This window comes from Segatella sp., assembly GCF_977051555.1.
This window is the reverse complement of sequence record NZ_CDRSSE010000026.1, coordinates 17,678-30,148: the sequence shown is the minus strand read 5'-3', so window position 1 is coordinate 30,148 and position 12,471 is coordinate 17,678. Positions and strand designations below refer to the sequence as shown.

The following is a 12,471-nucleotide window of genomic DNA, read 5'->3' as shown; positions in this document are numbered from 1 at the left end:
GTTGATAGTTGACAGTTAATTGTTCTACAGCTTTGCTAATCATAAAGTTCAATATTCAAAGTTCAAAGTAAATGTTGTACCTGATTTTGGCCCTGGTGGTCCTAGGCTTGATAAGCGCCATTTTCGGCATCATCTCTCATCGCAAGGGAGAGGATGAAGAGCCTTTGCAGGAAGGAGTTTCGTGCAATACATGCAACGGAGAGAACGCAAAATGCGAACAGGAATGCATGATGGAAGCCGCCACCAAGGAAATAGAATACTACGATGACGAGGAACTCGACCGGTTTGCAGGAAGAGCTGCCGACGACTATACCGATGAGGAGGTAGAGGAATTCTCGGAAGTGCTCTATACGATGCAGCCAGACGAAGTGGCGGGATGGAACCGAAGTCTGATACTGAGAGGCATCAACCTGCCCAACCAGATAAAGGACGAAGTCATCAGTTTTTTAAGTTAAACATGCAATGCGCTATGCGTAACATGCAATACGCAAAGTTCAAAGTTCAAAGTTTTAAGTTCAAAGTAAAGACATGGATATACTGCAATATACATTTTTTCAGAACGCGCTGATTGGCGCCCTACTGGCAAGCATCCTTTGCGGCTTTGTAGGCACCTACATCGTCACCCGCCGGCTAGTCTTCATCAGCGGTGGCATTACGCATGCCTCTTTTGGCGGCATCGGTATCGGCGTATTTGCAGGCATCAACCCCATACTCTCTGCCATGGTATTCGCCATCTTGAGTGCCTTCGGCGTGCAATGGGTATCACGGAAGAAAGATGTGCGCAAAGACTCTGCCATCGCCATGTTCTGGACCCTAGGCATGAGCGTGGGCATCATCTGCTGCTTCCTTACTCCTGGCTTCATGCCCGACCTGCCCTCTTTCCTCTTCGGAAGTATACTTGCCATCGACAGCACAGACCTCTGGCTACTGGCAGGTCTTACCCTGTTTGTTGCATTGCTGTTCACCTTTCTGCTGCGTCCTATCCAGACCATCGCATTCGACAGCACCTTTGCCAAATCGCAACATCTGCCGGTTACAGCGATAGAATATATGATGATGACGCTCATCGCCATGACCATCGTGGCAACCATCAAGATGGTGGGCATCGTACTTGCCATCAGTCTGCTCACCATACCACAGATGACAGCCAACCTCTTCACCTATAGCTACAAGCGCATGATAGGTGCCAGCATCGTGATAGGTTGCATCGACTGCATCGTGGGTCTCTATGCCAGTTATCTGCTCAATGTGCCATCGGGTGCAACCATCATCTTCGTCAGCATCATCCTGTTTGCAGCAGCAAGGATACTGGCAACCAGAAAGCACTAAGGCTTTCGCATACACGGAAAGTATAATTTTAAATAAAGAAGAAACTTATGTTGAAGCATTTCCCATTCAGAAACCTCTTGCCAGCTATGGTTGTCCTTGCCTTTGCAATGGCCATAGCAGGATGCTCTACGCAGAAAAATACGGCGAAGAGCAGATGGTGGCATGCCTTCAACGCCCGATACAACACCTATTATAATGGTACCGTAGCCTATATAGAAGGCTCGCTCGAAAAGGAAAACGGGAATAAGGATAATTACTCTGAAATGATTCCTTATTATACTGTAGGCAACAAGAACAGCCGCGAACTGGGCAAGTCGAACTACGACCGCGCCATCGAGAAATGCGAGAAAGCCATTCACCAGCACAGCATCAAGCGCCGCCCGGTATGGGACAAGAAACGCCGCAAGACTGCTAAAGACCTGGAATGGCTGCAGCGCCGTGAATATAATCCGTTCCTTTGGAAGGCATGGATGCTGATGGGCCGTTCCCAGTTTTTTGAAGGCGATTTCCAGTCGGCAGCAGCCACCTTTGCCTATATGAGCCGCCTCTACGCTACCCAACCCGCCATTTACGGCAAGGCACGTGCCTGGCTCGCCAAGAGTTATCTGGAATCGGGTTGGATATACGATGCAGAAGATGTAATCCGTAATATCGAGCGCGATTCCATCCACTGGCGTGCCCAGAAGGAATGGGACAAGACCTATGCCCTCTACTATCTGAAGACCGGACGCTATCAGGAAGCCATTCCGTATCTCCGCAAAGCCATCGGCTATGAGATGCGACGCAAGCAGAAAGCACGTCTATGGTATCTGATGGGACAGGTAGAAGCACAACAGGGACATGCCCAAAATGCCTACCGCGCTTTCAAGCATGTCATCCGTCTCAATCCGCCTTACGAACTGGAGTTCAATGCCCGCATCTCCATGACCGAGGTTCTGGCAACCAACAACTCCCGGAAGATGGTATCTAAATTGAAACGAATGGCTGCGAGCGACAAGAACCAGGAGTATCTCGACCAGGTTTATTATGCCATCGGCAACATACATCTCAACCAGGGCGATACGCTTCAGGCTATTGCTGCATACGAAAAGGGAGCTGCGAAATCAAGCCGCAACGGAGTTGAGAAAGGTGTATTGCTGCTGCATCTGGGCAATGTATACTGGCAATGCCACCGATATGGCGATGCCAAAAGATGCTATGATGCAGCCATCGGACTCCTGGACCAGGACCGCAAAGACTACAAACAGCTCTCCGACCGTTCGAAGGTACTCGACGAACTGGTGCCTTATACCGACGCCATCCATCTGCAGGACTCCCTGCAATCACTCGCCCACATGAGCGAAACAGAGCGGAATGTAGCCATTGACAAGGTGATAGATGCCCTGAAAAAGCAAGAAAAGGAAGAAAAGAGAAGACTTGCCGACCAGGAATTGGCAGAAAAACAAGACAACCAAAGTGCCGGCGGAAATAACGGCAATGGTAATAACAGCAGAAATAACAGGAATCAGGGAAACAGCAATGCCTCATCCAACTTCGGAAACGGAGCCCAGGGCAACGGCGGTTTCGGCAACAGCAGTACCTGGTATTTCTATTCCCAATCTGCCGTAGCCCAAGGCAAACAGCAGTTTGAACGTCTCTGGGGCAAGAGAAAGAATATCGACAACTGGCAACGGAGCAACCAGACCGTAGTTGCCGATGCCAAAGGCGTAGAAGAAATGACCGATGAACAGCGCGATTCTCTCCTCAACGAGGCACAGAAGAAAGACATTGAAAAGGAGAAGGAGAAGAACCTGAGTGCAGAAGAAGATCCGCATCAGCGTGCCTACTATCTCGCTCAGATTCCGCTCACCGAAGAGAAGATGGCAGAAAGCAATCAGATTCTGGATGACGGACTGCTGCATGCCGGCATCATCCTGAAAGATAAGCTCGATGATCTGGACGAAAGCGAACGCATGCTGCAGCGACTGGTGAAGAAGAACTCATCATACGAACATCTCGATGATGCCTACTATCACCTCTACCTGCTCTACAACATCCGGAAGCAGCCAGCCATCGCCAGCCGCTATCTCGACCTGTTGAAAGCGAATTATCCGGAGAGCCAATGGACCGCCCTGCTCACCTCTCCTTATTATGAGGAAGATGCGAAGATGGGCATTCATCTCGAAGATTCGCTCTATGCTGCCACCTACGATGCCTTCAAGGCTAACCTATATAATAAGGTGGTACACAACCGAGCAATCTCAGACAAACGCTATCCAGAAGGAGCCAACCGCGACAAGTTCCTCTTTATCGGTGGACTCACCCAGCTCCACGAGGGAAATATCCAGGCATGTCTCGACGATATGCAGCAGGTGGTAGAGAAATATCCGAACAGCCGACTCAGCGAGATGGCGGGAATGATTCTCAACGGAGTGAAAGCCGGCAGACAGCTCAAGGGCGGTACATTCGACCTGAGCAATGTATGGTCGCGCCGCAACGCCGTACTCAATGATGATGCCAAGACTAAAGCCAAGGTATTCAGCATTGAGCGCAACGAGCCGTTCGTCTTCATGCTTGCCTACGTACCCGATTCTGTGAACGAGAACCAGTTGCTCTTCGAGATGGCGAAATACAATTTCACCTCCTATCTCGTGCGCAATTTCGACCTCGTCATCGATGAACAGAATGGTCTGCACCGCATGCAGGTAAAGGGATTCCGCAATTACGACGAGGCACGCCAGTATGCCAACGACATCTACCAGCACCAGGCTATCACCCAGCTCCTGTCAAAGGGAGCCCGCGGTATCGTCATCAGCGAGCCAAACCTCCTGCTGCTGGGCACCAGTCTGAGCTACGACGATTATACCCTCTTCTATACCCAGCATCTGGCACCGCTGAAAATCAGCAAGGACCCACTGCTTGAAGAACCGGCGGAAATCATCCAGCAGGAAAAGACGGATAATTCAGAAGAAAATGAAGAAGAAACCGGAACTGCCGATGAAATAGAAACCGGAACAACCGGAACTTTCAGCAACGGTACAACAGGAACCTTCGATAATGGTACGACAAATAACGGAACCGCAGGTACCGGAACAACCGGAACCCAGGGAACCGATGCGGATATAAAGGAAGAAAAAGCGCCAAAGACAACTTTCGACAACGACGACAGTCTGGATTTGGACAGCGAAGAATATGATTTAGACGGATTTTAGTGAATAGTTATCATGTTTAAAAAGACAGAAACAGAACTTATCCTTCAACTCAGAAAAGGATCTATGAAGGCATTCGATGAGATCTACGAGCTATATGCCCGCAGACTCTTTGCCTTTTGCCTGAAATATACCAAGTCGAAGGAGAATGCCGAAGAGATCATGGAAGATACCTTCGTGTGGCTCTGGAACAACCGAAGCACGCTGGAAGAGGCAGAAAGCGTAAAGCCGCTGCTCTTCCTCAGAGCCAAGCATTATCTCATCAACGCCTACAGGAAGGTCATCAATTCGCCCGTGTACGAAGACTACATGGACTATCTTGACCATCACAATAGCACCACTGCTGACAGTCAGTTGGAGTATGATGATTTCGTCAGACAGCTCAACCTGATGCTTGCCAAACTGCCCAAGACACAGCAGGAAATCATCCGACTCTCCAAGTTGGAGATGCTCAACAATCAAGAGATTGCCGAGAAGCTCAACTATAGTGAACAGACCGTTAAGAACCAGCTGTCCATGGGGTTGAAACAGCTCCGACAGCTTATCAGCAACCGCACCAACCTGATGTGGCTCTTGTTTTTAGTATAATTTAACGGTACATTCTCTACCGAACCATGTATAACCTAAAAAAGGATTGTTTTATGTTAGACGACATCAAGAATAGTACAGACTTAGCTAATCTGAAGGAACGGATTAACAACTGTTCAGATGAAGAATTAGCTGCAGCCATGGAAGAGGAATGGCTGCACGGCATCATCCCGGATAGCGGTATCTCTGACGAAGATTTGGCACGTATCAAGGCCGAAATTCATGAACAGATAGGAACCCGTAAGCAATTCACCCTGAAGCGCGTCCTCAAGTGGACCCAGATAGCGGCAGCTATTGCCCTGCCTATCTGCATGGTGATTATGGGAATGATGTATAAGGAAAACAGGCAATATGCCGCGATTCCGCTGACAGAAATCACCACCCAGGAAGGCGAACAGGTGAGCATCACCCTGCCCGACAAGAGTGTGGTAGCGCTCAATTCGCTCTCCAGCATCAAATATGCACCACAGGATTTCTGCAAGGACAATCGCGAGATTGAATTTGAAGGCGAGGCTCACTACAAGGTAGCCAAAGACGCCCGGCATCCGTTCATCATCCACATGCAGGGAATGGAAATCAAAGTGTTGGGTACCGAGTTTAACGTCATCAACCGAAAGAAAGAACAGACTGCAGAAGTTGCGCTGCTCAACGGTAGCGTGATGCTCACTTCCCTTGCCAACGGCAGCACCTATACGATGAAACCAAACGAAATCGTTGTGGTGAACAAACAGACCGGAAAGATGGATGTCCGCGAAGTATCGCATATTGAGGATGCCTGTGCATGGCAGAAGAAGCAGCTGGTATTCCGTGATGCATCGCTGGGCAGAGTCATCAGAAGTCTGGAGAAGAATTACGGAGTAGAGATTGCTGTAGAAATGGATACCATCGAACCTTTCACAGGAACCCTGCCGAACAACAGCCTTACCGAAGCCCTGCAGATTATCTCTGAAGCCTATCAGGTGAAGTTCAGCAAGACACCAGCCGGAAAGTATGTTTTGAGATAATAAAAAAGTAAGCCTTTGAGCTATCATTACCGATACGCTCAAAGGCTTTTTTATTTAGGTTTTAAGATGTGCCAAATCCCTTTGGCATGACGTTTAACACATGAGAATCTCGTTTATTTTCCATAATCATTGTACATCATGATCAGGCATGCGGCACTCCAGCTAAAGTGAGAAGCCTGCATAGGCTTGCCGGTATGCGTATCATAATTCTCATAAATTGGGGTACCTGCCGAAATGCCCTGCAGATTGCGGAACACCTGGTCGGTATAGGCATCTGCCTTTTTCTTCTCACCATAGTTGCGATAGCCCTTGATGCCATAATAGGTCTGGTCGAGCCAGATAGGACCGCGCCAGTAACCCTGCGGATTGTACTTCGGATTATCGGCAGCTATCGTTGGGAATGGGATGAAGGTAGAGAACTTCTTCTTATTGTCGAGCAACTTTCTTGCCTTGGCAAACTGCTTAGGCGTTGCTATGTTCGCCCAGAAAGGAATATATCCCTCACAACCTGCCTCACGCACAAATGTTCTGTCGCCATCCAGACGGCGGTCGTAGAAGAAGCCATCCTTCTTATCAAAGAAATAATCGGCAACCAGTCCACGATAGTCAGGCAAGTCGAAAGGCTCGCCCAGCAATCCGGCAAACTTCTTGAGCAAGGTATACTCCAGCGAGAGATAAGCATTCAGGTCAACGCTCTCCTGATCAGTACTCCATGCATCCTTGCCGTTCTGCAACATCTTGGTGCCGTCGAAACGGATGGCGTTATCCATACCGCTCTCCCAGGCTGCAGCCTCCAGAGTGCCATCAACCGAGCCGAACTCACAGATATGATTCTTGTCGTGATCTCTCTTCTCATACCACCACTTGTGATATTTCAGGAGTTTCGGATACATCTCCTTCACGAAAGCCAAATCCTGGGTATGTTCATAAATCTCGTTCACCGCCCAGGCTGCCAGAGGAGGCTTGCTGTCGCGGTAGTTGTTCTCCGAAGCATCCGGATAGATGCAATCGATAATCATACCGTCTGGCTGCTGGTAGTCGAACATCACACGGATGTTATCCTTCGCCAACTCAGGGAAGAAGGAAGCCATACCGGCAGAGAAACGCCAGCAGTCCCATGCCCAGCAACCTACGAAATAGCCTACAGCATGACTTGGCACGATGCCGTCATGATACAGGGCACCTCGCTTGGCACGCCAGTTGGAAAGCAGGGTGACGATGGATTTCGCAGCCACCCGGTTATATTCTGCAGGCATATCATCACGAATCACCTTCTTCAGATAACCGTTCCAGCGGTCATCATTTGCCTGGAGAGCGGCTGATGGATTGGCAAGCAGACTGGCTGTATGCACATGCTGAACCGAAGCCTCGGTATCCTGCTCTACCAGCGAAATGGCGATGGTGAGCTGCTCTACACCTCTTGGCACGGCAGCCAGATAGTTGTGGTCGATATCAGTCACCTGAACCTCCTGAGGGAAGTCGATGATGACACGTTCACCATAGAAGTCTCCAATGGTAACACGGTTCTTGCAACGTGATACGTTGGCACGGGTACTGATGCTGTCGGCAGTAAACGTGAACGGAACCTTGGATGGATTGGTAACTGTAAGCAACGCCGTACGGGCATCTACAAACTGCAGACTCTCACAGATATCGGCACCATCCTTCTTCAGACTCATCCTGATTTCGCCCGGATAATAGCTCTGTTCCTGCACGGTACCATCAATGAGAGATACCAGCGAACGGGCATACCAGTTGCGGTAATAGATGCTGAAAGGTCCGCAGAAGCCTGCGGTAGGTTTCTCCTTCTCAGAGAGGGTGAAGCCCATCCACGAACCCATATCCGTGAAGCATCCGTTATGACGGCGGGGAGCACCCGGTGTCAGCTGGATGTCAAGAATATCCTTATACTCCTGACGGGTGGTCTGTGCCATGCCGTCCATAGACAGCATGGCAAGCCCCATAGTCAATATAGCTATAGACTTAGTCTTCATATCGTTTATTTTAAGTTCTTAATAGTAAAGCTATAGCTCCACTCCTTTGGTGTGATGGTATATTCCGGATGCACCATAGCGCCCCAGGTATTATCGCCACCAACACCCATCTGCAGATGGTCGATGTTCACCCATACCATGTCCTTCTTGTCTACGCAGCCACCATGACGGTGCTCGATGGTAGAAGGAACATAGAGGAGATCATCCTGTGGGAAGTTCCAGGCACTTACGCTCAATGGCTCAGCACCTTCCACCCTGATACCGGCTCCAGCCTTCGAAGCGAGGGTGAACCAGCGAACATCACACTTGTTGGCGGTTTCCTGTGCTCGTACGTATGGATGATATTGCTCCCATACGCTGGCAGAATACTTACCGATGAGGTAACCGCTCTTACGGTCGGCATAGTTCTCCTGCGGACCTCTACCCAACCAGGTCATCTGGTCGTAGTCGCCCTTCAGAATCATGCGCATACCGAGACGAGGCATCTCCGGCAGCGCCTTGTTGCCAGGCATGAAGTGCATGTTTACCTCTACATTTCCGTTGGCAAGCATCTGATAGGTAATCTGCATCTGTGATTCCTGCTCAGGCATATCGAAGTCTGCGATGACGGTAGCCTTCTGGTTGTCTGCCTGGGTCTTGATGCCCTTCAGTACCATCTTCTTTCCTGCCTCACGCCAGGTAGCGCAGCGTTCCTGAGTACCGTTAGCCACATCGTTGTCGGTGATACCGCGCCAGAAGTTTGGCTGCAAACCTGCCAGCAGCATTTCCTTGCCGTCATATTTCAAAGAGGTCATCTCGCCGGACTTCTTAGAGAAGCTGATGCTGAAATCCCGGGTCTTACTCTGGATGGTGATTGCCTCTTCTGTCTCGGTCTTCTCTATCTGTCCGCTTACCTGTTCCTGAGCCTTTTCCAGTCTTACAGGCAGCTGCATCTGCTCGATGGCTACCTCGTGACCTGCAGGAACGGCTCCGGTAGCCTGCTTGCTGAAGGCGCGCAGGGTGAGGAAGTATTCCTTGTTGTCGGCAGCAGGAAGTGTACCCATCGGTATCTCCATCTCCTTCGTCTGATGAGGCAGGAGGGTCGGGAAGTTCATCTTGCCGCTTCTGATGGTTTCGCCGTTGGCTTCTACTGCCCATACGAGTTGATAATTGTTAAGCGTGGTATAGTCGAATCGGTTGGTTACCTTGATGCGGTTCTGCATGAAGGCTACTGGCTCGAAGGCGATGTTCTGGTAAACCTTCTTCACCTCCCAGATATGTGGATGCAACGAGCGGTCGGCTGCTACAAGTCCGTTGGCACAGAAGTTGGAATCGTTTACTACGCCTACGAATCCCATATCACCACCATAAGCCCAGTATTTGTGTCCCTTGTCATCGGTCTTGGCGATGGTCTGGTCTACCCAGTCCCAGATGAAACCACCCTGCAACTGGTCGTATTTGTAAATCAGATCCCAGTAATCCTTGAGGTTACCCTCGCTGTTACCCATGGCATGGGCATATTCGCAGAGAATCAGCGGACGCTCATCACGCTGGTTGACATGGCGGCGCAAAGACCAGATGCGGGCATACATCGGACAGTAGATATCCGACTTGGCATTGTAACCGCCGCCCTCATACTGTACCGGACGGGTTGGATCCAACGCCTTGCTCATATCATAGAGTTTCTCGAAACTCTTGCCATATCCGCTCTCGTTACCCATAGACCAGATGATGATGGCGGTATGGTTGCGGTCGCGCTTGATCATGCGGTACATGCGGTCGTGGAAAGCAGGATACCAGTCTTCTCTGTCTGCCAGCTGCTTGTATTCTGTATCCAGGATACCATGACATTCGATGTTTGCCTCGCCTACCATGTAGAGACCATACTTATCGCAGAGCTGATACCACTCCGAATAGTTTGGATAGTGAGAGGTACGCACGGCATTGATGTTGAACTGCTTCATCATCTTCACATCCTTCACCATCTCACCGATGCTGAGGGTTCTGCCGTGAACGGCATTGTGCTCCTGTCGGTTCACACCCTTGATGGTAATGGCTACACCGTTCACCAGAAGTTGTCCGTTCTTCATTTCGATGGTACGGAAGCCGAAAGGCTGAGCCACACTCTCCTCTACTCTACCATTCCTGTCGGTAGTATTGATGACGAGGGTGTAGAGATAAGGACTCTCGGCACTCCAAGGCTGCACGTTCTTCAACAGCTTTTCGAAATGAATCAAGGTATCAGCAGGTGAGGTGATGCTCTGGATTTGTTTGAAGAGAGATTTGCCTGTTGCCGAAAGCACTTTCACCTCAACCTTCTGACCCTTTTGTGGATTGAGCATATTCACATCGAGCGTGAAATTGCCATCCTTATATAGATTGATTAGTTTATTTCCCAATACGTAGTCGTTCATTCTGCTCTTAGGACGAGCCTGGATGAACACATTGCGCTCTATGCCGCTATACTTCCAGTAGTCCTGATCTTCCAGATAACTGCCGTCGCTGAAGCGGAACACCTTCATGGCAAGGCGGTTCTTGCCCTTCTTCAGGAACTTGGAGATATTGAAGTGGGCAGGCAGACGGCTATCTTCACTATAGCCCACCATCTTGCCGTTGATCCAGAGATAGAAGGCAGATTCTACACCTTCGAAATCCATGATCACATCCATGCCCTTCCAGTTTTCAGGCACGGTAAATTCGTGTACATAATGTCCTACAGGGTTGTAATCCTGTGGCACGAAAGGAGGATTTGCCTTGAAAGGATAGGTTACATCGGTGTAGATGGGTGCATCGAAGCCCTGCAACTCCCAGCTGCCAGGCACATTGATGTTCTGCCAATCGCTTACGTTATAAGATGTCTTGAAGAAATCGGTCAAGGCAAGACTCGGATTCTTCACCAGTTTGAATTTCCATACACCATCCAGCGAGCGGCGGCGCTCATTCTGGGTGTTCAACTGGAAACGGCGGGCGTCGTCCATCTTCAACTGTGCCAAGGCTCCATTCTCACTTGTAAAAGGCAAGTAATGAGCGGTCATCGGCATGCGGTTGATATGGGTTACGGTGGCGTCCTGCCAAGGGTCTGAAGCTGCTGTCTGCTTGCCATCCTGAGCCGCAAGGGCTACTGAGGTATGGGCACAGCAAAGGCTCAGACATATCATGAATGAACTGAAAATATGTCTCATACGGGTTTTGGTTTAAAACTGCTTTTAGTTATTTCTACAAAGAACAGAAGAAGGTAACCAGGAAGGGTACAGAAAAGTCGACACAGAAGCCATGGAAGATGGAAACGATGATGAAACTCTCGCCCGAATATCGGGTGATGATTGGCAACGTTGTATCCATGGTCGTGGCTCCACCTACACTGATAGGTGCCAGTTTGCCGAAGTATTTTGCCAGCAGCGGAGCACACAGCAGGGTAAGAATCTCGCGGCAGATGTTGGCAAGAAGGGCAATGGTGCCCAGTTCGGCGCCCCGGTATTCGGTGATGAAGATACTAGAAAGAGAGTAATATCCGAATCCTGAACCTATAGCCAGACAATCGGTAAGCTGGCGGTGGCTCAAGATGAGAGATACGGCAGCACAACCTGCCAGCGTACCCAGAATGGTCATCACAGGGAGCATCATCAGGCGTGGATTCACCTTCTTGAAACTCTTCAGCACAGAGGTATCGCAACCGATGCTGATGCCTACGCAGAACATCAGGCAGCAGAGTGCGTAATAGCTCACGTCGCTATCCAGGAAACCTGCCGGAATCACATCACACAAGCCTACGATGATACCCAGAACAAAGAAGCTTACGATAATCAAACTGCCTTTCATGCCTTGCCTCCTTTCCCGGTTTCAGCGTGAGCCGACGATTTAGCCTGCTTTGCTGTAACATACTTCCACAATGCCCAAGCAAAGAGTGCACTACCCAGACTGCCTCCCAAGGTCAGGGCTATCGCCTCAAGTCCCAGGGTCTGAAGACCGCTGATGATACGAGGGTTAGAACCTACCTCGATACCGAGCAGGAACAGGAGTACCCATATCAGCGCCGTGATGATACGGCCGATAAAACTCATTTTCTTGTTGCGGAGCAGATAGCCGGTACCTATTCCGCATAGCATAATCATTACTATCTTGAGCATTGTTTCTTGTTTTTCTTCTTCTTTTTATTGTTCGTTTTTATTATTCAAGTTTTGCAAGTGAGGGAATTAAATGAAGTTAAAGAAGTTATCACTCCCTACGGTCGTTCGGGAAGTTAAGAGACAATAGTCTTTTGTCGTAAAACGTAGGACATTTGTCCCTTAACTTCCCTCTAACTTCTCTAACTTCCCTTAACTTCCCCATATGCGAAAGTTCAGTTACTTTACCATAAAAAACGGATTCCCGGCCGTATTATTGCTTAAT

The 12,471-nt window shown here is 49.5% G+C and carries 9 protein-coding genes; 5 read left to right on the top strand and 4 right to left on the bottom strand.

Annotation, left to right across the window (positions count from 1 at the left end; translation table 11 throughout):
• The first annotated feature begins 71 nt into the window (after positions 1–71).
• From ACWJAO_RS07750 to ACWJAO_RS07730, 5 genes are all read left to right on the top strand, one after another.
• Positions 72–455 (top strand): hypothetical protein, encoded by a 384-nt coding sequence (locus ACWJAO_RS07750; protein WP_118065987.1) that lies wholly within the window; start codon positions 72–74, stop codon positions 453–455.
• A 73-nt stretch (positions 456–528) separates the two neighbouring features.
• Positions 529–1,329: a metal ABC transporter permease gene (locus tag ACWJAO_RS07745; RefSeq protein WP_449139827.1), complete on the top strand. Its 801-nt coding sequence runs from the start codon at positions 529–531 to the stop codon at positions 1,327–1,329.
• A 47-nt stretch (positions 1,330–1,376) separates the two neighbouring features.
• On the top strand, positions 1,377–4,520 hold the full coding sequence (porW, locus tag ACWJAO_RS07740) for a type IX secretion system periplasmic lipoprotein PorW/SprE (RefSeq protein WP_449139826.1): 3,144 nt from the start codon (positions 1,377–1,379) through the stop codon (positions 4,518–4,520).
• 63 nt (positions 4,521–4,583) lie between these two features.
• On the top strand, positions 4,584–5,105 hold the full coding sequence (locus tag ACWJAO_RS07735; protein WP_449139825.1) for an RNA polymerase sigma-70 factor: 522 nt from the start codon (positions 4,584–4,586) through the stop codon (positions 5,103–5,105).
• A 53-nt stretch (positions 5,106–5,158) separates the two neighbouring features.
• Positions 5,159–6,109 (top strand): FecR family protein, encoded by a 951-nt coding sequence (locus tag ACWJAO_RS07730; RefSeq protein ID WP_449139824.1) that lies wholly within the window; start codon positions 5,159–5,161, stop codon positions 6,107–6,109.
• 113 nt (positions 6,110–6,222) lie between these two features.
• Here the strand turns inward: ACWJAO_RS07730 and ACWJAO_RS07725 are convergent, their stop codons facing one another.
• From ACWJAO_RS07725 to ACWJAO_RS07710, 4 genes are read right to left on the bottom strand one after another with little or no spacing between them, the layout of a single operon-like run.
• Positions 6,223–8,103, bottom strand: coding sequence for an MGH1-like glycoside hydrolase domain-containing protein (locus tag ACWJAO_RS07725; RefSeq protein ID WP_449139823.1), 1,881 nt, complete (start codon positions 8,101–8,103; stop codon positions 6,223–6,225).
• A gap of 5 nt (positions 8,104–8,108) precedes the next feature.
• Positions 8,109–11,264, bottom strand: a complete 3,156-nt coding sequence (locus tag ACWJAO_RS07720) for a glycoside hydrolase family 2 TIM barrel-domain containing protein (RefSeq protein ID WP_449139822.1) — start codon at positions 11,262–11,264, stop codon at positions 8,109–8,111.
• Between the two features lie 34 nt (positions 11,265–11,298).
• Complete coding sequence (locus ACWJAO_RS07715) at positions 11,299–11,901, bottom strand: lysine exporter LysO family protein (protein ID WP_287819143.1); 603 nt, start codon at positions 11,899–11,901, stop codon at positions 11,299–11,301.
• Positions 11,898–12,209: a LysO family transporter gene (locus ACWJAO_RS07710; RefSeq protein ID WP_022122090.1), complete on the bottom strand. Its 312-nt coding sequence runs from the start codon at positions 12,207–12,209 to the stop codon at positions 11,898–11,900. Before ACWJAO_RS07710 ends, ACWJAO_RS07715 begins: the two co-directional genes overlap by 4 nt.
• Positions 12,210–12,471: the final 262 nt, after the last annotated feature.